Source organism: Diaphorobacter sp. JS3050 (genome assembly GCF_013154915.1).
GTDB classification, from domain to species: domain Bacteria; phylum Pseudomonadota; class Gammaproteobacteria; order Burkholderiales; family Burkholderiaceae_C; genus Diaphorobacter; species Diaphorobacter nitroreducens.
The window spans coordinates 38247-58305 of sequence record NZ_CP053553.1 but is presented as its reverse complement, the minus strand read 5'-3'; the positions used below and the strand labels follow the sequence as shown (position 1 = coordinate 58305).

At 68.9% G+C, this 20059-nt stretch carries 21 protein-coding genes; 11 read left to right on the top strand and 10 right to left on the bottom strand.

Features of this window, described 5'->3' with window-relative positions; genetic code table 11:
- Positions 1 to 79 precede the first annotated feature (79 nt).
- Positions 80 to 409, top strand: a complete 330-nt coding sequence (locus HND92_RS00265) for a cytochrome c (protein ID WP_011803506.1) — start codon at positions 80 to 82, stop codon at positions 407 to 409.
- A gap of 155 nt (positions 410 to 564) precedes the next feature.
- On the opposite strand, the gene HND92_RS00260 is transcribed toward HND92_RS00265, so the two are convergent.
- The 8 genes from HND92_RS00260 to mnmG form a co-directional block, all read right to left on the bottom strand.
- The gene (locus tag HND92_RS00260; RefSeq protein WP_172204985.1) at positions 565 to 1605 is read right to left on the bottom strand and encodes a peptidoglycan-binding domain-containing protein; all 1041 of its coding nucleotides are present in this window, start codon (positions 1603 to 1605) and stop codon (positions 565 to 567) included.
- Positions 1606 to 1765: 160 nt separating this feature from the next.
- Entirely contained in the window at positions 1766 to 2563 is a 798-nt protein-coding gene (locus tag HND92_RS00255; protein WP_011803504.1) for a trans-aconitate 2-methyltransferase, read from the bottom strand.
- A 25-nt stretch (positions 2564 to 2588) separates the two neighbouring features.
- Complete coding sequence (locus tag HND92_RS00250) at positions 2589 to 3584, bottom strand: ParB/RepB/Spo0J family partition protein (protein ID WP_011803503.1); 996 nt, start codon at positions 3582 to 3584, stop codon at positions 2589 to 2591.
- Positions 3585 to 3590: 6 nt separating this feature from the next.
- Positions 3591 to 4133, bottom strand: coding sequence for an alpha/beta hydrolase (locus HND92_RS00245; RefSeq protein WP_088887981.1), 543 nt, complete (start codon positions 4131 to 4133; stop codon positions 3591 to 3593).
- 86 nt (positions 4134 to 4219) lie between these two features.
- The gene (locus HND92_RS00240) at positions 4220 to 4990 is read right to left on the bottom strand and encodes a ParA family protein (RefSeq protein WP_011803501.1); all 771 of its coding nucleotides are present in this window, start codon (positions 4988 to 4990) and stop codon (positions 4220 to 4222) included.
- A 16-nt stretch (positions 4991 to 5006) separates the two neighbouring features.
- Positions 5007 to 5621, bottom strand: coding sequence for a LysE family transporter (locus tag HND92_RS00235; RefSeq protein ID WP_172204982.1), 615 nt, complete (start codon positions 5619 to 5621; stop codon positions 5007 to 5009).
- A 34-nt stretch (positions 5622 to 5655) separates the two neighbouring features.
- On the bottom strand, positions 5656 to 6336 hold the full coding sequence (gene rsmG / locus HND92_RS00230) for a 16S rRNA (guanine(527)-N(7))-methyltransferase RsmG (RefSeq protein WP_172204979.1): 681 nt from the start codon (positions 6334 to 6336) through the stop codon (positions 5656 to 5658).
- Complete coding sequence (mnmG, locus tag HND92_RS00225) at positions 6333 to 8318, bottom strand: tRNA uridine-5-carboxymethylaminomethyl(34) synthesis enzyme MnmG (RefSeq protein WP_172204976.1); 1986 nt, start codon at positions 8316 to 8318, stop codon at positions 6333 to 6335. Before mnmG ends, rsmG begins: the two co-directional genes overlap by 4 nt.
- 212 nt (positions 8319 to 8530) lie before the next feature.
- On the opposite strand from mnmG, the gene HND92_RS00220 reads away from it, so the two are divergent.
- From HND92_RS00220 to HND92_RS00200, 5 genes are all read left to right on the top strand, one after another.
- Positions 8531 to 9115, top strand: a complete 585-nt coding sequence (locus HND92_RS00220; protein ID WP_172204973.1) for an NADPH-dependent FMN reductase — start codon at positions 8531 to 8533, stop codon at positions 9113 to 9115.
- Positions 9116 to 9180: 65 nt separating this feature from the next.
- Positions 9181 to 9447, top strand: coding sequence for a YkgJ family cysteine cluster protein (locus HND92_RS00215; RefSeq protein ID WP_041835834.1), 267 nt, complete (start codon positions 9181 to 9183; stop codon positions 9445 to 9447).
- Between the two features lie 134 nt (positions 9448 to 9581).
- Positions 9582 to 10190 (top strand): glutathione transferase GstA, encoded by a 609-nt coding sequence (gene gstA / locus HND92_RS00210; protein WP_172204970.1) that lies wholly within the window; start codon positions 9582 to 9584, stop codon positions 10188 to 10190.
- A gap of 265 nt (positions 10191 to 10455) precedes the next feature.
- Positions 10456 to 11580, top strand: a complete 1125-nt coding sequence (locus HND92_RS00205; RefSeq protein WP_172204966.1) for an alkene reductase — start codon at positions 10456 to 10458, stop codon at positions 11578 to 11580.
- Positions 11581 to 11734: 154 nt separating this feature from the next.
- Entirely contained in the window at positions 11735 to 12484 is a 750-nt protein-coding gene (locus HND92_RS00200; RefSeq protein ID WP_172204963.1) for a sulfite exporter TauE/SafE family protein, read from the top strand.
- A gap of 186 nt (positions 12485 to 12670) precedes the next feature.
- On the opposite strand, the gene HND92_RS00195 is transcribed toward HND92_RS00200, so the two are convergent.
- Both HND92_RS00195 and HND92_RS00190 read right to left on the bottom strand, forming a co-directional pair.
- Complete coding sequence (locus tag HND92_RS00195; RefSeq protein WP_172204960.1) at positions 12671 to 14323, bottom strand: methyl-accepting chemotaxis protein; 1653 nt, start codon at positions 14321 to 14323, stop codon at positions 12671 to 12673.
- A 184-nt stretch (positions 14324 to 14507) separates the two neighbouring features.
- Positions 14508 to 16856, bottom strand: coding sequence for a cation-translocating P-type ATPase (locus HND92_RS00190; RefSeq protein ID WP_172204957.1), 2349 nt, complete (start codon positions 16854 to 16856; stop codon positions 14508 to 14510).
- A gap of 178 nt (positions 16857 to 17034) precedes the next feature.
- Here HND92_RS00190 and HND92_RS00185 point away from each other — a divergent pair, with 178 nt between their 5' ends.
- From HND92_RS00185 to HND92_RS00165, 5 genes are all read left to right on the top strand, one after another.
- Complete coding sequence (locus HND92_RS00185; protein ID WP_011803490.1) at positions 17035 to 17232, top strand: heavy-metal-associated domain-containing protein; 198 nt, start codon at positions 17035 to 17037, stop codon at positions 17230 to 17232.
- Positions 17229 to 17732: a Cu(I)-responsive transcriptional regulator gene (gene cueR / locus HND92_RS00180; RefSeq protein WP_011803489.1), complete on the top strand. Its 504-nt coding sequence runs from the start codon at positions 17229 to 17231 to the stop codon at positions 17730 to 17732. The genes HND92_RS00185 and cueR overlap by 4 nt, the downstream gene beginning before the upstream one ends.
- A 111-nt stretch (positions 17733 to 17843) precedes the next feature.
- Positions 17844 to 18059 (top strand): DUF2945 domain-containing protein, encoded by a 216-nt coding sequence (locus HND92_RS00175; RefSeq protein ID WP_011803488.1) that lies wholly within the window; start codon positions 17844 to 17846, stop codon positions 18057 to 18059.
- A 12-nt stretch (positions 18060 to 18071) separates the two neighbouring features.
- Positions 18072 to 18623 carry a DUF488 family protein gene (locus HND92_RS00170; RefSeq protein ID WP_047350749.1) on the top strand — a complete coding sequence of 184 codons (552 nt, stop codon included), beginning with the start codon at positions 18072 to 18074 and terminating at the stop codon, positions 18621 to 18623.
- Entirely contained in the window at positions 18620 to 19807 is a 1188-nt protein-coding gene (locus tag HND92_RS00165; RefSeq protein ID WP_135149648.1) for an acetyl-CoA C-acyltransferase family protein, read from the top strand. Before HND92_RS00170 ends, HND92_RS00165 begins: the two co-directional genes overlap by 4 nt.
- Positions 19808 to 20059: the final 252 nt, after the last annotated feature.

Genomic DNA, 20059 nt, shown 5'->3' with positions numbered 1-20059 from the left:
CTTTACCTTGTGCGGCAGCCGCCGCCGCCCGGCCCGGCCACCAGGCCGGGCGGCCCGCGGCGCGCCCCTGCCATTCACCATGATCCAGAAAAAACTGCCGTCCCTCGCCCTGTCCACCCTCTTGCTGGCCGCCGGCCCAGCGCTGGCCGATGAAGCCGCCCAGATGGCCCTGGGCAAGAAGCTGTTCAACACCGCCACGCCAGCCTGCGCCGTGTGCCACACCCTGAAGGACGCCGGCGCCGAGGGCGCCATCGGCCCCGTGCTGGACGAGCTGCAGCCCGACGCCGACCGCGTCACGCGCGCCATGCGCAACGGCATCGGCAGCATGCCGTCCTTCAAGGGCACGCTGAGCGATGCGGAGATTGCCGCCGTCGCCCTGTACGTGAGCCGCGCCAGCCGGGGCAAGTGAGCCCGGCAATCCTGCGCGCCTCGGCGTGTTTATAGGAAAAACCACCTCCAGCCCTTGCTGCACAAGCGCTGGCAGCTAGCAAAAAGATAGTTGAAAGCAAAAACGCCAGCGCGGCCTTGAGCCGCGCTGGCGTTTTTTTCAGGGGCGCTGGTGGATCAGCGCGACAGCGCGCCCGCCGTAGCCGTGTCCAGGCGGCCCGTCACGGGCAGGCCCTGGGACTGCTGGAATTCGCGCAGCGCCTTGGCCGTTTTCGGGCCTGCGGAGCCGTCGGGCGTGCCGACGTTGTAGCCCATGGCGTTCAGGCGCTCCTGCGCCTCGCGCACCGACATGGCTGCGCCCGCCCTGGTTTGCGACGGAGCCGCCCCGCCGTCCACCGACAGCTTGCCGCCGCCGCCCAGGCCCTGGCCCTGCACCGACTGCGCCTTGTAGCTGCGCAGCGCCACAACCATTTGGTTGTAGGCATCCATGAACGCAGCGGTGATCACCTTGCCTTGCGCGGTGTTCTGGTAGCCCCCCAGGCCACCGCCGGCCGAGCCGCCGAACAGGCTTCCGAAGCCGGCAAAGTCGCTCTTGGAGGCGCTGCCTTCGGAGGCCGCCACCTGCACGCCCGAGCGGTTGTCCACCAGGGTCAGCATGGCGCTGGCCTCGCGCGTCTTCAGGCCGCCGCCGACGGCCGCCAGCGCACGGCCGCTGCCGCCGCCGATCAGGCCGCCCAGCACGCCGCCGATGGCGCCTGCGTCGTTGTTCGAGAAGATGATCTCGGGCGACAAGCCGTAGTCGGACGCCACCATCTGGCCCCGGCCAAAGTTGCTGCCACCGCGCATCTCGCCGGAGCCCATGAGCTGGCGCTCGCGGTCCATGGCGCGCATGCCGGCTGCGCCGCGCTCCACCACGATGAAGCAGTTGGACTGCTGGATCAGCAGGCGCAGCAGGTTGGCCGTGGGGGGCAGCTTGTACTCGTTGCGCAGGATGGTGTACCAGCCGGCGTCCTGGTTCTCGACCAGCGACACGGTGCCCAGGGGCGACTGGCAGCGCTCCAGCTGGCCGCTCTCGTTGGCGGCGCTGCCGCCGGCGGCAGCGCCGGTGGCCACGGTCTTGGACTCGGCGCTGCCCATCCGCATGTTGGTGGTTTCGCAGCCGGTCAGGGCCAGGGCGGCGCAGGCGGCCGCCAGCAGCGTCAGTGGTTTACGGGACATAGCTTTCCTTCCTCTCTCTCTTTTCTTGCATTCCGGGGTGTGTGGACACGTCTCAACCGAGCGGTCTGCGCACCCGGTACAGGACCGGCGTGGCCGATGTGAATGCAAAGTCATACCGATTCGGCAGTTTTTGCAACCGATGTTTGCAAGTTGTTTCGTTTTAGTGTGGCGCAGCACCGTCCCCCGGCAAAGGCAATTGGTAGATCCACACCGCATGGCCGGCGAAGGAATCCAGCCGCGCGCTGGGGCACACGCCCGGCACGGCGAACGCCAGACTCACGAGCCAGCTGCCCGGCGCCATCTCCGCGCGGGCCTTCGCGGCCACACGGGCCATGCTCTCGGGCCGCTGGAACACGTACACAAGGTCGTAACCGCCCCAGTCCGTGGCCCAGATATCGCCGCGCCGCACGCGCGCCCAGGGGCAGCGCAGCCGGCACAGCAACGCCAAAGGTCCGCTCCACTCCAGGCCGTGCAGCCGCGCCTGCGGATAGGCCGCGCGCAGGGCCTTGAGGCCATCGCCCAGGCCGCAGCCGGCGTCCAGCACGGCAGCACCCGCGGGCAGCGGCGCGGCGTCCTGCAGGCCGTGCAGCGCACCCGGCGGGGTGGGAAACAGCGGCGCATCACGCCAGGCGTTGAGCGGATACACCAGCAGCAGCAGCGCCAGCGGCAGCAGCCAGCCCCAGGCCGGCAGCGCCACCGCGCCGCCCAGTGCCGCCGACAAGGGAAAGCCCAGCGCGATCAGGCCGCGGCGCCACCAGCCCTGCGCCAGCAGGCTGCCCGCCACACCCACGGCGCAGGCCAGCCCGAGCGCCGCCAGCGGGGCCACGCTGCCACGCAAGCCCGCGAACAGCAGCCACGCCGCCGCCCACACCAGCACCGCCGGCAGCGGCCAGGGCAGGACGATGCGCCGCGGCGGCGGCGCGTGCAGATGATGGAGTCGGCGGGGCCGGCGCGGCATGGGCACGGGCCGCAACGATGCGGCGTCAGCCGCCCCGCAGGCGCTCGATGAGGCCGTTGAGCGCCTCCAGCGAGCCAAACTGGATGGCCAGCTCGCCCATCTCCTCAACCCGGCTGCCGCGCTTGACGCGCTTCTTGACGCGCACCTCGACCTCGGCCATGAGCAGGTCGGACAACTCTTCCTCCACGCGCTTGAGGTCGCGCGACTTGTCCTTCTTGGGCTTTTGCGGCGTGAGGGCGAACTCCGCACCCAGCTTCTTGACGAGGCTCTCGGCCTCGCGCACCGACAGCTTCTTCGCCGCGATCTGGTTGCCCGCGGTGATCTGCGCCGCGCGCTCCAGCGACAGCAGCGCGCGCGCGTGGCCCATGTCGATGTCGCCGGCCATGAGCATGGTCTGCACCGGCTCGGCCAGGTTCAAAAGGCGCAGCAGGTTGCTCGCCGCGCTGCGCGAGCGCCCCACGGCCTGCGCCGCCTGTTCGTGGGTGAGGCCGAATTCGCGGATCAGGCGCTGCAGGCCCTGGGCCTCTTCCAGAGGGTTGAGGTCTTCGCGCTGGATGTTCTCGATGAGCGCCATGGCCGCGGCCGCCTCGTTGGGCACGTCGCGCACCAGCACCGGCACCTCGGCCAGGCCCGCCAGGCGTGAGGCGCGAAAGCGCCGCTCGCCCGCGATGATTTCGTACAACGGCCCACTGGCGCTGAGGGCACCCATCGCTGCCGAAGCCCCCTGCGATGCACGCTCCTGGCGGCGCTGTTGCGCCTGTTCGTCGTCAAGGCGACGCACAAGGATCGGCTGCATGATGCCCTGGGCCTTGATGGATTCGGCCAGTTCGTACAGCGCGCCCTCGTCCATGCGCGTGCGCGGCTGGTAGATGCCGGGCACGAGACGGTCCAGGGCCAGCGTGCTCACCGGCCCGTCTGCCGCACCCGCTGCGTTGGCGCCGGCGGGCGCCTTGTCGGCCACCTTGGGGCCCAGCAGTGCTTCCAGGCCGCGTCCCAGGCCCTTGGGTTTCTTGGTGACCATGTGTCTTCAGTCCTTGTTCATCAATGCGCGCAGCAGTGCGTGCCCTTCGGGCCAGTCGCCCAGGTCGGAATCGGCGTTGATATGGCCGCGGGGCCCAGAGTCCACGAAGCGTGCGCCCCACGCACCGGCCAGCGTCTGCGCACGCTCAAAGCTGCAGTAGGGATCGTCCTGGCTGCCCACCAGCACGGCCGGAAAGGGCAGCACCTGGCGTGCGATGGGCGCCCAGCCGGGGATCTGTGCGGCCAGGTCGGGCCGCTCCACATCGCCCGGCGCCACCAGCAGCGCACCGCGCACCTTGTGCGCGTGGCGGGTGTGCGCCGCCCACCACGCGGTGAGGATGCACCCCAGGCTGTGCGCGGCCAGCACCACCTCGCCCGGCGCATCGGCCACGACCTCTTCCAGCCGCGCGGACCAGTCGCCGCGCAACGGACGCATCCAGTCGTGCTGCTGCACGCGCTGGTAGCCATGCAGCCGCTCCCACTCGGTTTGCCAGTGGCCGGGGCCGGAGTTCTGCCAGCCGGGCAGGAGGAGGATCTGCGAGGGGTTCATGCGGCGTTACTATTATTTATATAGCTTATAGCGCTTATCCAATAAGCCTTGGAGGCTATTTTGACCGGTAAGACCTTGGCCAGGCATCACATGCGCTTCACGCGCTCCACCATCTCGCGCGCGAACTCCAGAAAAGCCTGGCTGCCCTTGGCCGCGGGATCGAACACCACGCCGGGCAAACCGTAGCTGGGCGCCTCGGCCAGGCGCACGTTGCGCGGGATCACGGTGTCGAACACCTTGTCGCCGAAGTGGTCCTTGAGCTGCTCGCTGACCTGGCTTTGCAGCGTGATGCGCGGGTCGAACATCACGCGCAGCAGGCCGATGATCTGCAGGTCGGGGTTCAGGTTGGCATGCACCTGCTTGATGGTGTTCACCAGATCGGTCAGGCCCTCCAGCGCGAAGTACTCGCACTGCATCGGCACGATGACGCCGTGGGCGCTGCACAGGCCGTTCAGGGTGAGCATGGACAGGGAGGGCGGGCAGTCGATGAGCACGAAGTCGTAGTCGGAGTCCACCGCCGCCAGGGCGGCCTTCAGGCGGCGTTCGCGCTGCTCCAGCGGCACCAGTTCCACCTCTGCCCCGGCGAGTTCGCGGTTGGCGCCCAGCACGCGGTAGCCGCACTGCTCCGACAGCACGGCGGCCTCCGGCACCGAGGCCGACTCCAGCAGCACGTCGTACACCGACAGCTCCAGCGCGCGCTTGTCCACGCCCGAGCCCATGGTGGCATTGCCCTGCGGGTCCAGGTCCACGAGCAGCACGCGCTGGCCGATCTTGGCCAGGCCCGCGGCCAGATTGACGGAAGTGGTGGTCTTGCCGACCCCACCCTTTTGGTTGGCAATGCAGAAGATCTTGGCCATGCGGGGCAATTCGCTATTACTTGGAAATGGCCAGCTTGACGCCGAAGCCGATGAGGAACACGCCCGCCGTTTTCTCCAGCATGCGCGCCACCGTGGGGTTGGCGCGCATGCGCTCGGCCAGGAAGTGCGTGAGCAGCACCACGACCAGGCTGTACAGGAAGGTGAGCGTGGCGATGGTGGCGGCCATGGCGGCGAAGGTGACCAACCCGCGGTGCGTGGCCGGGTTCACGAACAGCGGGAAGAAGGCCATGTAGAACACGATGGCCTTGGGGTTGAGCAGCGTGATGACCGCCCCCTGGCGGAAGTAGTGGCGCGGCGCGATGTTCAGCACCGGCGCATCCCCCGGCTTGGCGGTGAGCATCTTGTAGCCCATCCAGCCCAGGTAGACGGCGCCCAGCCATTGCACGGCATGGAACGCCGCCGGATACGCGGCCAGCAGGCCCGCCACGCCCGCCACCGCCATCCACATGAGCACCTGGTCGGCGGCGATCACGCCCATGCAGGCGGCCATGCCGGCGCGCACACCGCCCTTGCCGGTGGAAGTGATGAGCGCCAGATTGCCCGGCCCCGGGATGGCGAGGAACAACACGATGGCGGCGACGAATGCGCCGTAGTCTGCAATGCCGAACATGGGAGCGCCTTGCGAAGCGGGAGGGGGCTTGAGTTTACGCGACGGGGCGCAGCCAGAGGATGCAGCGTTCGGCCTGCAGGCCCGGCACAGCGAGTTGTTCCACGTGAAACACGCCTACGTCCGCCGGTAGCGCGGCAATCTCGTCGTGCGGGTGCTTTCCCTTCATGGCCAGCCACACGCCGTGCGGTGCCAGTGCCTGGCGCGACCAGGCGGTGAAGTCCGCCAGCGCGGCAAAGGCGCGGCAACTGACCACATCGAACGGACCGGCCAGCGTTTCCACGCGCGCATGGATGCCATGCAGGTTGGACAGACCGAGGGTGCCCGCCGCCTGCTGGATGAACGCTGCTTTCTTGGCCACGGTGTCCACGCAACTCACATCCACTTCCGGGCAACAAATGGCGAACACCACGCCAGGCAGTCCCCCGCCTGATCCCACATCCAGCAGCCGCGTGCCCGGGTGGATTGCACCGCCCTGCCCCCTCTGCGCGACATGGCGGCGCAGCGGCGGGACGGCAGCCAGGCTGTCCAGCAGGTGGTGCGTGAGCATTTCCTGCGGATCGCGCACCGCCGTGAGGTTGTAGACCTTGTTCCACTTTTGCAGCAGCGCCAGGAAGTCCAATAGCTGTGTGATTTGCGCTTCCGACAGATCCAACCCCAAGGCGTTGGCGCCCTCACGAAGGGCGTGCTCAAAGCTTGTGTTCGACACCACGCTCATGCGACCGTCTCCACCCCATCCGCCGGCTGCGGGGCAAACCCCTTGAAACCGCCCTTCTTCAAGTGGACCATCAGCAGCGAGATCGCCGCCGGCGTCACCCCGGAAATGCGCGACGCCTGGCCCAACGTCTCCGGCCGGTGCTTCTGCAGTTTTTGCCGCACCTCGATCGACAAGGCCGCCACTTGCATGTAGTCCAGATCTTCGGGCAGGCGCAGCTTCTCGAAGTGCGCAGCGCGCTGCACCTCATCCCGTTGGCGGTCGATATAGCCCGCGTACTTGGCGGCAATCTCGACCTGCTCGATCACGGATGCGCTCAGCTCGCCCAGCGTTTCACGTGAAACAGCCTCGCTCGCATACTTGCCGCCATCCATGGTCGTCAGTGCGTCATACCCCACGTCCGGACGGCGCAACAGGTCGAAGAGGTTGTATTCATGTTCGATGGCTTTACCCAGCACGCGCTCGGCCTCCACCGTGGGCAGGTTGCGCGGGTTCACCCATGTCGATTTCAAACGCTCTGTTTCACGTGAAACCGCATCGCGCTTGCGGCTGAAAGCGTCCCAGCGCGCATCATCCACCAAACCCATGCGACGCCCCGCATCGGTCAGGCGCATGTCGGCGTTGTCCTCGCGCAGCTGCAGGCGGAACTCGGCGCGGCTGGTGAACATGCGGTAGGGCTCGGTCACGCCCTTGGTGATCAGATCGTCCACCAACACGCCCAGATAGGCCTCGTCGCGCGCGGGCACCCAGGCACCCTCCCCTCGGCATTGCAGCGCGGCGTTGATACCGGCGAACAGGCCCTGCGCCGCCGCCTCCTCGTACCCTGTGGTGCCATTGATCTGGCCGGCGAAGAACAGGCCCTGGATCTGCCGCGTCTCGAAACTGCTCTTGAGCGAGCGCGGGTCGAAGTAGTCGTACTCGATGGCGTAGCCCGGCCGCAGGATGTGCGCGTTCTCCAGGCCGCGCATCGAGCGCACCAGGTCGTACTGAACATCGAACGGCAAGCTGGTGCTGATGCCGTTGGGGTAGAACTCGTGCGTGGTCAGCCCTTCCGGCTCCAGAAAGATCTGATGGCTTTCCTTGTCGGCAAAGCGGTTGATCTTGTCCTCCACGCTGGGGCAGTAGCGCGGGCCCACGCCCTCGATCTTGCCGGTGAACATGGGACTGCGGTCAAAGCCGCTGCGGATGATCTCGTGCGTGCGCGCGTTGGTGTGCGTGATCCAGCAGGGCACCTGGCGCGGGTGCATGGCCGCCCCACCGTACGCATGCGCCATGAAGCTGAACACCGGCACAGCACCCTCGTTCACGCCGCCGGGCATGCCATCGCCGGGCTGCTCCTCACACTGGCTGAAGTCGATGCTGCGTCCATCGATGCGCGGCGGCGTGCCGGTCTTCAAGCGCCCCTGGGGCAGCTGCAGCTCCTTCAGGCGTGCCGACAGGCTTACGGCCGGCGGGTCGCCCGCGCGGCCGGCCGCGTAGTTGTTCAGACCCACATGGATCTTGCCGTCCAAGAAGGTGCCCGCCGTCAGCACCACCGCGCGACTGCGAAAGCGGATGCCCACCTGCGTGACGGCGCCCACCACGCGGTCGCCCTCCACCATCAGGTCGTCCACCGCCTGCTGGAACAGCCACAGGTTGGGTTGGTTCTCCAGCATGCGGCGGATGGCCGCCTTGTAGAGGATGCGGTCGGCCTGCGCGCGCGTGGCGCGCACGGCCGGGCCCTTGCTGCTGTTGAGGATGCGGAACTGGATGCCCGCCTCATCGGTCGCCAGCGCCATGGCGCCGCCCAGCGCGTCCACCTCCTTCACCAGGTGGCCCTTGCCAATGCCGCCGATGCTGGGGTTGCAGCTCATCTGCCCCAGCGTCTCGATGTTGTGCGTGAGCAGCAGCGTGCGGCTGCCCATGCGTGCGGCGGCCAGCGCGGCCTCGGTGCCGGCATGGCCTCCGCCAACGACGATGACATCGAAATCCTGGGGGTACAACATGGTGGGGTGCTCCGGGCACGCTGCGGCCCTGTCAAACAGTGAACAAGCCCGGCTTTCACGGCGCCGGTACCGCCCCCACCCTCGCGCCTGCGCTGCCGGCCCGGCGGGGAACCCGTGATTTTCCCATCTTTGCCACCCGGATGCGCGGCGGGGTTTGTTTCACGTGAAACCGCGCAGGAAAAGTGTGCCCAGGCTGTGCTCCAATCCCGCGCATGAAGTTCCTCGTGTTCGCGGGCAGCACCCGCACCCAATCATTCAACCGCCGCCTGGCTGCCGTGGCCGCACACATGGCGCGCGACGCCGGCGCCGAGGTCACGCTGCTGGAGCTGGCCGACTTCGACATCCCCCTCTACAACGCCGACCTGGAGACCGCGGGCACCCCGGCCGATGTGTTCCGGCTGAAGGAAGTGCTGGACGCCCACCCCGCCTGGGTGATCTGCTCGCCCGAATACAACGGCAGCTACACCGGCCTGCTCAAGAACACCATCGACTGGGCCTCCAGCCCCGTGGCCGGACACGCGGAATGGAGTGATGGCACTCGCCCGTTCGCGGGCAAGGTGGTGGGGATGCTCAGCGCGTCCAACGGCGCACTGGGCGGCCTGCGGTCGCAAAGCCACCTGGCGCCGCTGCTGCTCAACCTGGAATGCTGGCTGGCGCCGCGCCATTTCGCGCTGCCGCGCGCGGCCAGTGCCTTCGACGCCCAGGGCCAGCTGGTCGACGCAAGCCAAGCCGCCCACGTGCGCGGCGTGGTGGAGCAGGTCCTGTGGGCTGCCGGGCGGCTGCACGGCACCGCGTGACAGAAGCAAAAACCGGTACCAGCGCATATCCAGCAAGCGCTGACAGCTATGAATTAAATAGCGCCATGGATTGCCGCCCCGGCTGCGGCGCCTGCTGCACGGCGCCGTCGATCTCCTCGCCCATTCCCGGCATGCCGCACGGCAAGCCGGCCGGCATGCGCTGCGTGCAACTGGACGACGACGCACGCTGCCGCATCTTCGGCCGGCCCGAGCGCCCCACGGTGTGCGCCTCGCTGCGGCCCAGCCCCGCCATGTGCGGCGACAGCCGCGCGCACGCGATGCGCTGGCTGGCGTTCATGGAACAGGCCACACAGCCGTCCACGCCCCGCTGAGGCCGCCTTGCCCCCAGGCGCAGCGCCGCGGGGAAACGCCCCCACAAAGGCCTTGGCATGGCAGACCCGCGCAGGTCGGCATAGCATGCGCTGCGGAGATTTTCTTCATCACTCTCTTGAAAGGACAAGACCGCATGAAGCTCTACTACTCCCCTGGCGCCTGCTCGCTCTCCCCGCACATCGTGCTGCACGAAACCGGCTTGGCCAACACCTCGGTGCTGGCCAGCACCAAGAGCCACAAGCTGCAGGACGGCACCGACTACTACACCATCAACCCCCTGGGCTACGTGCCGGTACTGGAGCTGGACGACGGCACGCGCCTGCGCGAAGGCCCCGCCATCGTGCAGTACCTGGCCGACCAGGCGCCGCACAAGAACCTCGCCCCCGCCAACGGCACGCTGGCGCGCTACCGTCTGCAGGAGTGGCTGACCTTCATCGGCACCGAGATCCACAAGGGCTTCACCCCCCTGTTCAAGCCCACCACCCCCGCAGACTACAAGTCCCTGGTGCATGAGCAACTGCTCAGCCGCCTCAAGTGGGTGGACGGCGAACTGGCCCACAAGCCCTACCTCATGGGCGAGCACTTCAGCGTGGCCGACGCCTACTTGTTCACAGTGACCAACTGGGCCCCCGCCGTGAACCTGGACATCTCCGCACTGAAGAACCTGGCGGCCTACCGCGAACGCATCGCCGCCCGCCCCGCCGTGCAGGCCGCCATGAAGGCCGAGGGCCTGCTCAAGTAAGGCCCACATGGCCGCGCCCGGCATCTGCGGGGCGCGGCTTGTGCGTGCCGGCGCCTCACCGCAAAAATCCCCCCGCGCGCCGCACGCCCGGCGCCATCCAGGGCCGCCAGCCGGCCCCACCGCCGTACCCCCTCCCTGTTTGACGTAGCACAGAACCCGTGGTTCTGCAGCGCCTGGGTGTACTGCACGCCTTGAGCGATACAGGTAACCTTTGATGCGTTCCGCACCTCCCGCGGTTCGCTTTGCAAGAAGGTACTGAAGTCGCATGCCCACTCTGTTCGATCCCATCCAGGCCGGTGACCTGCACCTGGCCAACCGTATCGCCATGGCGCCGCTGACGCGCAACCGCTCGCCCCGGGCCGTGCCGCGCGACATCACCGCCACCTACTACGCCCAGCGCGCCAGCGCCGGGCTGCTGATCACCGAGGGCACGGCCATCAGCCACCAGGGCCAGGGCTATGCCGATGTACCAGGGCTGTACGCCACCGAGCAGCTCGATGGCTGGAAGCGCGTCACCGCCGCCGTGCACGCACGCGGCGGCCGCATCGTGACCCAGCTCTGGCACGTGGGGCGCGTGTCGCACACTGCCCTGCAGCCGGAGGGCGGCGCACCCGTGGCGCCGTCGGCCGTGCGCGCGCAATCGCAGACCTACCTGGTGGACGCGGCCAGCGGCCAGGGCCAGTTCGTGCCCACGTCCGAGCCCCGCGCGCTGGCAGCCGAGGAACTGCCGGACATCGTGCATGCCTTCGCCGCCGCCGCGCGCAACGCGGTGCAGACGGCGGGCTTTGACGGCGTGGAGATCCACGGCGCCAATGGCTACCTGCTGGACCAGTTCCTCAAGGACGGCGCCAACCAGCGCAAGGACGACTACGGCGGCGGCATCGCCAACCGCGTGCGCCTGATGGTGGAGGTGACGCGCGCCGTGGTGGACGCCATCGGCGGCGGCCGCGTGGGCATTCGTCTCTCGCCCGTCACGCCCGCCAACGACATCCGCGACAGCGACCCGCAGCCGCTGTTTGAACACCTGGCACGCGAGCTGGCGCCGCTGGGCCTGGCCTTCATCCACGTGATCGAGGGCGCCACCGGCGGCCCGCGCGAGGTGGAAGGCCGCCCCTTCGACTACGCCGCGTTCAAGAACGCCTACCGCAGCGCGGGCGGGCGCGGCGCCTGGATGGTGAACAACGGCTACGACCGCGACATGGCCCAGGAGGCGCTGGCCAGCGGCCGCGCCGACATCGTGGCCTTTGGCCGCGCGTTCATCTCCAACCCCGACCTGGTGGAGCGCCTGCGGCGGGGCGCCCCGCTCAACGCCTGGGACCAAACCACGTTCTACGGCGGCGGCGAGCACGGCTACATCGACTACCCCGCGCTGGAGCAGGCCCCGGCCTGACGCAGGCGGCCCGCCAAGCATCACGCCCGGCGCCGGGCGTGATGCTTCATGGATGGATATAAAAACCGGCCCCAGCGCTGATGGGCAAAGCGCTGGCAGCTATCAAAACAAAAGCGGGTACACCCATGGACCCGCGGGCAGCAGGGAGACATGCATGGAGACACCGGCCATCCTCGTCCTGGGCGCCGTCGTGGCGGGCTTCGTGCAAGGCCTGTCGGGCTTTGCGTTCAGCATGGTGGCCATGTCGTTCTGGGTCTGGGTGCTGGAGCCACACCTGGCGGCGGCGCTGGCGGTGTTCGGCTCGCTCACCGGCCAGGTGCTGGCTGCGGTGACCATGCGCCGCGGCTTCAATGCCGCCCTGCTGTGGCCGTTCATTCTGGGCGGTCTGGTGGGCGTGCCCGTGGGCGCCAGCCTGCTGCCCCACCTGAACGCCCACTGGTTCAAAGCCCTGCTGGGCACGCTGCTGGTGTGCTGGTGCCCCGCCATGCTGATGGCGCGCAGCCTGCCGCGGGTGCGTTGGGGCGGGCGCACGGCCGACGCCGTGGTGGGCCTGTGCGGCGGCGTGATGGGCGGCATTGGCGGCTTCACGGGCGTGCTGCCCACGCTGTGGTGCACGCTGCGCGGCCTGCCCAAGGACACCCAGCGCGCCGTGGTGCAGAACTTCAACCTGGCGATGCTGGCCGTGGCCATGGCCACCTATCTGGCCAAGGGTCTGGTCACGCGCGACATGCTGCCCGCCTTCGGCATCGTGGCTACGGCCGTGCTGGTGCCGGTGCTCCTGGGTACGCGGCTGTATATCGGCATCAGCGAGGTCCGCTTTCGCCAGATCGTGCTGGGCCTGCTCACGCTGTCGGGCGGTGCGCTGCTGGTGGCATCCGTGCCGCGCCTGCTGGCATCGGCATAAAAATCGGCTCCAACGCCCGCCCAGTAAGCGCTAGCAGCTACTTATTAAATAGCAATCTGCTAACTTCCTTGCGCGCCATCACAGGCCGCACAACCAAGGGGCAAAAAAAACGCACCCGAAGGTGCGCAAGGAGGGTTTGTTGAAAACTGGCGGCGGCGCCCGGCCGCCGCGTGCGTCATGCAGCGCTCAAGCGGCGCTCAGGCGCGGCGTGTCGCCGCCCCGCAGCGCGGGGGCCGGCGCGCCGGTGCGCGTGAAGGCCGCGGGCGCGTGGCCGTCGTCGGCCAACTGGAACTGGCTCACCACCTGCGACAGGCGGGCGGCCTGCTCGCGCAGCGACTCGGCCGCCGCGGCGGACTCTTCCACCAGCGCGGCGTTCTGCTGCGTCATGCGGTCGATCTCGCCCACGGAGGCGTTGACCTCGCCGATGCCGTCCGCCTGCTCGGAGGCGGCGGAGTTGATCTCGCCAATGATGTCGGTCACACGCTGCACGCTGGACACGATCTCCTGCATGGCCTTGCCGGCATCTTCCACATGGCGCACACCGCCGTCCACGGCCGTCACGCTGGAGCTGATCAGGCCCTTGATCTCGCTGGCTGCGGCCGCGCTGCGCTGTGCCAGGCTGCGCACCTCGCCCGCCACCACGGCAAAGCCGCGGCCCTGCTCGCCCGCGCGCGCCGCTTCCACGGCCGCGTTCAGCGCGAGGATGTTGGTCTGGAAGGCGATGGAGTCGATCAGGCCGATGATGTCGCCGATCTTGCGGCTGGAGGAGGAGATCTCGTGCATGCTGTTCACCGCCTGCTGCACCACCTGGCCACCGCGCGTGGCGATGCCCGAAGCCGAGGTGACGAGCTGGTTGGCCACCTGCGAGGACGACGCCGTCTGCTGCACCGTGGCGGTGAGCTGCGAGAGCGCGGCCACGGCTTCCTGTGCGTTGCTGGCGGTCTGCTCGGTGCGGGCGGACAGGTCCTGGTTGCCGGTGGCGATCTCCTGGCTGGCCGTGGCGATGTTGCTGCTCGCGTCGCGCACCTGCGCCACCATCGCGCCCAGGCCGTTTTGCATGTCCAGCAGCGCGCGCTGCAGGTCGGCCGCCTCGTCACGGCCTTCCACGCGGATGCGCTGAGACAGGTCGCCCCCGGCGATCGCCTGTGCCATCGCGCGGGCCACTTCCAGCGGGCGGCAGATGGACACCATGTTCAGCAGCGTGAGCGGCACCACCACCACCACAGTGATCAGCACCGCCAGGGCGAACAGCCACTTGGTCTGGTCGGTGACGCGGTCCTGGTGCGCAATGGCGCTGTCCACCTCGGCGGCCAGGCGCTTGTCCAGCGCGGCCACCTTCTCGGTGGCGATGGTGAACTGCTCCACCGCCTTGCCGCTCATGCGGTTGGCGATCGTGGCGGTGTCGTAGCCGCCGGCCTCCAGCTGACGTGCCACGTGCGCAAACTGCTCGCGGTAGGCCACCAGGTGCTTGGCGACGTCCTTCGCCTCGGCCAGGTCCTCGCCCTGCCAGATCTGGCCCAGCGTGGCCGTGACCTTGCCCGCACGGTCCAGCGACGCCAGCCACCGGTCGTGCGCGGCGCGCACCGACTCGGGGCGCTCGTAGTGGATGATCATGTCCTTCTCGTGCTGGCGGATCTCACCCATCTCGCTGCGCAACTGGCCCATCAGCTTCACCGCGGCATGCGGCTGGCTGATGAAGTCCTGGGCCAGCCCGTGGATGCGGAACATGCCCAGCATGCCGGCACCGCCCAGCAGGCCCAACAGGCCCAGTACCACGCCAATGGCGCCGATCATTCGCAGGCGGATCGTGAAGAGCCGCATGAGCGCGTAAATATTCATCACCGTTTCCTTGTCGTGTGCAGCCCCCGGCGGGCCACCCTCCCATGATGTGCGTCACGCAATCCGTCACCCTGTCAGGCGATGGCTTGCGCGTGACTTACGAACGAAGCCGCGCGCCAATATGCAACAAAACGTTGCAGTTTGCCAGAGAAATAAGAATCCTTTTGTCTCGTTTATCCCGCAATCACCCCCGCCAACGCTTGAGCAACAACGCATTCGTCATCACGCTGACCGAACTCAGCGCCATCGCGGCCCCCGCGACCACGGGACTCAGGTAGCCCAGCGCCGCCAGCGGAATACCGGCCACGTTATATGCAAAGGCCCAAAACAGGTTCTGGCGGATCTTGGCCACCGTGCGCCGCGAGATGTCCAGCGCCGCCGCCACCAGCTGCGGGTCGCCGCGCATCAGCGTGATGCCCGCCGCGTGCATGGCCACGTCGGTACCATTGCCCATGGCCATGCCCACATCGGCCGCGGCCAGCGCGGGCGCGTCATTCACGCCGTCGCCCACCATGGCCACGACATGGCCCTGCGCCTTCAGCGCATTCACCGCCGCCGCCTTGTCGCCCGGCAGCACCTCGGCCATCACCTCGCCGGCCTCCGGCTGCAGGCCCAGGCGGCGGGCCATGGCCTCGGCCGCGCCGCGGTTGTCGCCAGAGATCATCACGCAGCGCACGCCCTGATCGCGCAGTTGCGCCAGTGCCTCGCGTGCGCCGGGCTTGGGCTCATCGCCAAAGGCCAGCAGCGCGCGCAAGACATAGTGCGCCCCCGCGCTCGGCACTATCGTGTCCTCGCTGCCCCCCAAGGGAGTGCTCGCGGCTTCGGGCGGCCGTGCGCCGCTCGGGTCCTGCGCGACCCGCTCGGCCACCGCGGACACGGTGGCGCCTTCGGCCTGCAGCGTGGCCGCACGATCGGCCAGCGGGCCCAGGTCCACACCCAGCTCCTGCATCCAGCGCAGGCTGCCGACCAGATAGCTGCGCGCTGCCACCTCGCCCTCGGTGCCGCGGCCGGGCACGGCGCGCACTCCGTCGGGCGCAGGAACAGGCAGGCCACGCTCCTGGGCGGCGCTCACCACGGCGCGTGCGAGCGGGTGCTCACTGCCGCTCTGCACCGCGGCCACAGCCGACAGCAGTGCCGCCTCATCCACCCCTGGTTCCACGTGAAACGCCGTCAGGCGCGGGCGGCCTACGGTCAGCGTGCCGGTCTTGTCAAAGGCCACGGTCTGCACGCGGTGGGCGGTTTCCAACGCCTCGGCATCCTTGATGAGGATGCCATGCCTGGCCGCCACGCCGGTGCCCGCCATGATGGCCGCCGGCGTCGCCAGTCCCAGCGCACAGGGGCAAGCGATGACCAGCACCGCCACGGCATGGATCAGCGCGGCCTCCACGCCCGCGCCCGTCCACAGCCAGCCCAGCAGCGTGACGATGGCAATCGCCAGCACCACCGGCACGAAGACCGCCGACACCTTGTCCACCAGCCGCTGGATGGGCGCCTTGGCCGCCTGTGCATCCTCCACCAGGCGGATGATGCGCGCGAGCACCGTCTCGCTCCCCACCGCCGTCACCTGCATCACGATGCGCCCATCGCCATTGATCGAGCCGCCGGTGAGCGCCCCGCCCTCCGGGCCATCGGCGCTGCGCGCCACGGGCAGCGGCTCGCCGGTCAGCATGGATTCGTCCACCTGCGTGTGCCCTTCCACCACCGTGCCGTCCACGGGGATGCGCTCGCCGGGGCGCACCACCAGTCGGTCACCGGCCATCACCTCGGCAATCGGCACGTCCACCTCGCCGTCCCGGCCCAGCAGGTGGGCCACCTCGGGGCGCAGCGCGTGCAGCGCGCGGATGGCGGCCGTGGTCTGGCGCTTGGCGCGCGCTTCCAGCCACTTGCCCAGCAGCACCAGCGTGATCACCACGGCCGATGCCTCGAAGTACAGGTGCGGCGTGTGCCCCGCGCCATGGGTGGATTCGGCCGTGGCCCACAGCCACAGCGACAGGCCGTAGCCCGCGCTGGTGCCGATGGCCACCAGCAGGTCCATGTTGCCCGTGAGCGCCTTGGCGGCATGCCAGCCCGCCTTGTAAAAGCGCGCGCCCAGAATGAACTGCACCGGTGTGGCCAGGATGAACTGCACCCACGCCGGCAGCATCCAGTGCAAGCCGAACAGATCGCCCAGCATGGGCAGCACCAGCGGCGCCGACAGCAGCAACCCCACCGCCACGGGCGTGAAGCCTGCCCAGGGCGACTGCGCGCCCTCCTCACCCGCTTCCTGCTCCTCCACGCTGCGCGGCTCGTAGCCGGCATTGCGCACGGCGCGGCGTGCCAGCGCCTCCATGCCTGCGCCGCTGGCGGCGTCGAACACGATGTGCGCGCGCTCGGTCGCCAGGTTCACCGTGGCGTCCTGCACGCCCGGCACCTTGCGCAGCGCACGTTCCACTCGGCCCACGCAGCTCGCGCAGGTCATGCCGGCAATGCCCAGGTCCAGCGTGCCCGCGGGGGCGTCGCCCGATGCGGCAGGGGAAAGGGAAGCAGAAGTCATGAAAGCCACCTTGGAATCGATACAGGGCGCACCTTAAACCCTGACATGCTGGCAAGGTCAAGCGGCAGGCCGCGCGGGTCCCCGCTTGACTTTGACACCATGTCAGGCTTCATGATGCAGCTGTCGGCCACCCGCTGGCCCGCAACCCATCCACCGCCCTTTGATCGAGAGGACCATCATGCAATACACATTTCAAGTCCAGGGAATGACCTGCGGCCACTGCGAACGCGCCGTGGTGCACGCCGTGCGCCAGGTCGACACCGACGCCCTCGTGAAGGTAGACCTGCCCACCGGCCAGGTCATCGTGGAGAGCGACAAGTCGCGCGAAGCGCTGGCCAACGCCATCCAGGAAGAAGGCTACAAGGTCGCCGCATGAGCACCGCGCCGCGGCGCCCCGCCCACCGCGTGCCCAGCGACGGCGCCGGGCCCGCGGCCGCGCTGGACTGGCCCGTGGCCATCGGCACCGCCGCCGAGCGCGCAGGCGTCTCGGCGCGCATGCTGCGCCACTACGAATCACTGGGCCTGCTGACCGGCGTGGCGCGCACCGACAGCGGCTACCGCCAGTACACCGAGGCCGATGTGCACACCCTGCGCTTCATCCGCCGCGCGCGCGACCTGGGCTTCTCGATGGAGGAGATCGCCACCCTGCTCGGCCTGTGGCAGGACAAGCAGCGCGCCAGCAGCCAGGTCAAACGCATTGCCCAGGCGCACATCGACAACCTGAGCGAGCGCATCGCCGCCATGCAGGCCATGCAGCGCAGCCTGCAGGCGCTGGTGCACTGCTGCCACGGCGACGACCGGCCGGACTGCCCGATCCTGGACGATCTGGCCATGGCCGGCATCCCGAATAGCGGCGCCGCCGACGTCGCTATTTAATTCATAGCTGCCAGCGCTTGTGGACAGGTCGCTGGAGGCCTAAAACACCCCAAACCAACCCGCCGGCCGGGCCACAATGGCCGCCTTGACACACCCTGCAGGAGGCATGCCATGGCACACCCTTTCAAGGTGGGCGACCACGTCAGCTGGAACTCCGAGGCCGGCCGCGTCAGCGGGCGCATCACCGCCGTCCACACCCGCGCGCTGCAGTGGAAGGGCTACACCCACCACGCCAGCGCCGAAGAGCCGCAGTACGAGATCCAGAGCGACAAGACCGACCATGTCGCCCTGCACAAAGGCAGCGCGCTGCACCGCCTGGCCCGCTGAGCGGCACACGCCATGGCCGCGCCGCCGCTCTACACCATCGGGCACTCCACGCTGGCGGTGCAGGACTTCATCGCGCTGCTGCAGCGCGAAGGCGTGACACGGGTGATCGACGTGCGCGCCATCCCGCGCTCGCTGCGCCAGCCGCAATTCCACGAGGACCGGCTGCCCGGCGCGCTGGCCGCGCAGGGCATCGCCTACACCCACATGCCGGCGCTGGGCGGGCGCCGCCCCCTGCAGCGCGGCGTGCCGCCCACCACCAACGGCTACTGGGACAACCGCAGCTTCCACAACTACGCCGACTACGCGCTGCAGCCCGCCTTTCGCGCCGCGCTGGCCGCGCTGCGCACGGCCGCGGCACGCGAGCCCTGCGCCATCATGTGCGCCGAGGCCGTGTGGTGGCGCTGCCACCGCCGCATCATCACCGACCACGTGCTGGCCGCCGGCGGCGCGGTGCGCCACATCCTGGGCGCGCGCACCGAGAGTGCGACACTCACCCCGGCCGCGCAGGTCCACCCGGACGGTACGGTCACCTATCCACCTCCAACCACCGTATCTGCCCCATGACCCACCGCGAAGTCTTCGTCGTCAGCACCGCACGCACCGCCATCGGCACCTTCGGCGGCAGCCTGAAGGACGTGCCCAACACCCAACTCGCCACCACCGCCGTGAAGGCCGCCATCGCGCGCGCCGGCATCGCGCCCGACGCCGTGGGCCATGTGGTGATGGGCAACGTGATCCCCACCGACACCAAGGACGCGTACCTGAGCCGCGTGGCCGCCATCGACGCGGGCTGCCCCATCGAGACGCCTGCCTTCAACGTCAACCGCCTGTGCGGCTCGGGCCTGCAAGCCATCATCAGCGCAGCCCAGGCCATTGGCTACGGCGACTGCGACGTGGCCGTGGGCGGCGGTTCCGAGAGCATGAGCCGGGGCCCCTACTTCGACCAGGGCGCGCGCTGGGGCCAGCGCATGGGCGACAGCAAGAGCATCGACTACATGCTCGGCATCCTGCACGACCCCTGGCAGAAGATGCACATGGGCATCACCGCCGAGAACGTGGCCGAGCGCTACCAAATTTCGCGCGAGATGCAGGACCAGCTCGCCCTGGCCAGCCAGCAGCGCGCCGCCGCCGCCATCGCCGCGGGTTACTTCAAGGAGCAGATCGTCCCCGTCGAAATCGCCACGCGCAAGGGCACCGTGCTGTTCCAGGAAGACGAACATGTGCGCGCCGCCACCACGCTGGACGTGCTGGCCGGCATGAAGCCGGCGTTCAAGAAGGAAGGCGGCACGGTTACGGCCGGCAACGCCTCGGGCATCAACGACGGTGCCTCCGCCGTGGTGCTGGTGGCGGGCGACCGCCTGCAGGCGCTGAACGTGAAGCCCCTGGCGCGCCTGGTGGGCTATGCGCACGCTGGCGTGGACCCGGCCTACATGGGCATCGGCCCCGTGCCCGCCACACAGAAGGTGCTGCAGCGCACCGGCCTGAAGGTGCAGGACATGGACGTGATCGAGGCCAACGAGGCCTTCGCCGCCCAGGCCTGCGCCGTGGTGCAGGAGCTGGGCCTTCAGCCTTCCAAGGTCAACCCCAACGGCTCGGGCATTTCGCTCGGCCATCCCGTGGGTGCCACGGGCGCCATCATCACCACCAAGGCGATTGCCGAGCTGCACCGCACGGGCGGGCGCTACGCGCTGGTGACCATGTGCATCGGCGGCGGCCAGGGCATCGCGGCGATCTTCGAACGGGTTTGAGTCGTTCTGGCCTTCAGCGCTTGTCCATCAAGCGCTGCTAGCTCCTGATTAAGTAGCAACCAAACGATCCAGCACCTTCCTCACGGCCGATCAGAACGCCGCCTGCAGCTTTTGGGCGGATCCGACCCTAGGGCTGCATACCCGATTCCCGCGCTTTTCTGAACCGACGCGCGCAGGCTGCGCATCCACGGCAGTACGTCGGACATCATGAGGGGAAAAGTTGCGCGGCCACTACCGGGCCGAGGAACCAGC

What these genes read in the sequence shown, in the direction of transcription:
- HND92_RS00265 (WP_011803506.1), top strand. Translation starts at nt 80, where the DNA reads ATGATCCAGAAAAAACTGCCGTCCCTCGCCCTGTCCACCCTCTTGCTG.
- HND92_RS00260 (WP_172204985.1), bottom strand. Translation starts at nt 1,605, where the DNA reads ATGTCCCGTAAACCACTGACGCTGCTGGCGGCCGCCTGCGCCGCCCTG.
- HND92_RS00255 (WP_011803504.1), bottom strand. Translation starts at nt 2,563, where the DNA reads ATGCCGCGCCGGCCCCGCCGACTCCATCATCTGCACGCGCCGCCGCCG.
- HND92_RS00250 (WP_011803503.1), bottom strand. Translation starts at nt 3,584, where the DNA reads ATGGTCACCAAGAAACCCAAGGGCCTGGGACGCGGCCTGGAAGCACTG.
- HND92_RS00245 (WP_088887981.1), bottom strand. Translation starts at nt 4,133, where the DNA reads ATGAACCCCTCGCAGATCCTCCTCCTGCCCGGCTGGCAGAACTCCGGC.
- HND92_RS00240 (WP_011803501.1), bottom strand. Translation starts at nt 4,990, where the DNA reads ATGGCCAAGATCTTCTGCATTGCCAACCAAAAGGGTGGGGTCGGCAAG.
- HND92_RS00235 (WP_172204982.1), bottom strand. Translation starts at nt 5,621, where the DNA reads ATGTTCGGCATTGCAGACTACGGCGCATTCGTCGCCGCCATCGTGTTG.
- rsmG (WP_172204979.1), bottom strand. Translation starts at nt 6,336, where the DNA reads ATGAGCGTGGTGTCGAACACAAGCTTTGAGCACGCCCTTCGTGAGGGC.
- mnmG (WP_172204976.1), bottom strand. Translation starts at nt 8,318, where the DNA reads ATGTTGTACCCCCAGGATTTCGATGTCATCGTCGTTGGCGGAGGCCAT.
- HND92_RS00220 (WP_172204973.1), top strand. Translation starts at nt 8,531, where the DNA reads ATGAAGTTCCTCGTGTTCGCGGGCAGCACCCGCACCCAATCATTCAAC.
- HND92_RS00215 (WP_041835834.1), top strand. Translation starts at nt 9,181, where the DNA reads ATGGATTGCCGCCCCGGCTGCGGCGCCTGCTGCACGGCGCCGTCGATC.
- gstA (WP_172204970.1), top strand. Translation starts at nt 9,582, where the DNA reads ATGAAGCTCTACTACTCCCCTGGCGCCTGCTCGCTCTCCCCGCACATC.
- HND92_RS00205 (WP_172204966.1), top strand. Translation starts at nt 10,456, where the DNA reads ATGCCCACTCTGTTCGATCCCATCCAGGCCGGTGACCTGCACCTGGCC.
- HND92_RS00200 (WP_172204963.1), top strand. Translation starts at nt 11,735, where the DNA reads ATGGAGACACCGGCCATCCTCGTCCTGGGCGCCGTCGTGGCGGGCTTC.
- HND92_RS00195 (WP_172204960.1), bottom strand. Translation starts at nt 14,323, where the DNA reads ATGAATATTTACGCGCTCATGCGGCTCTTCACGATCCGCCTGCGAATG.
- HND92_RS00190 (WP_172204957.1), bottom strand. Translation starts at nt 16,856, where the DNA reads ATGACTTCTGCTTCCCTTTCCCCTGCCGCATCGGGCGACGCCCCCGCG.
- HND92_RS00185 (WP_011803490.1), top strand. Translation starts at nt 17,035, where the DNA reads ATGCAATACACATTTCAAGTCCAGGGAATGACCTGCGGCCACTGCGAA.
- cueR (WP_011803489.1), top strand. Translation starts at nt 17,229, where the DNA reads ATGAGCACCGCGCCGCGGCGCCCCGCCCACCGCGTGCCCAGCGACGGC.
- HND92_RS00175 (WP_011803488.1), top strand. Translation starts at nt 17,844, where the DNA reads ATGGCACACCCTTTCAAGGTGGGCGACCACGTCAGCTGGAACTCCGAG.
- HND92_RS00170 (WP_047350749.1), top strand. Translation starts at nt 18,072, where the DNA reads ATGGCCGCGCCGCCGCTCTACACCATCGGGCACTCCACGCTGGCGGTG.
- HND92_RS00165 (WP_135149648.1), top strand. Translation starts at nt 18,620, where the DNA reads ATGACCCACCGCGAAGTCTTCGTCGTCAGCACCGCACGCACCGCCATC.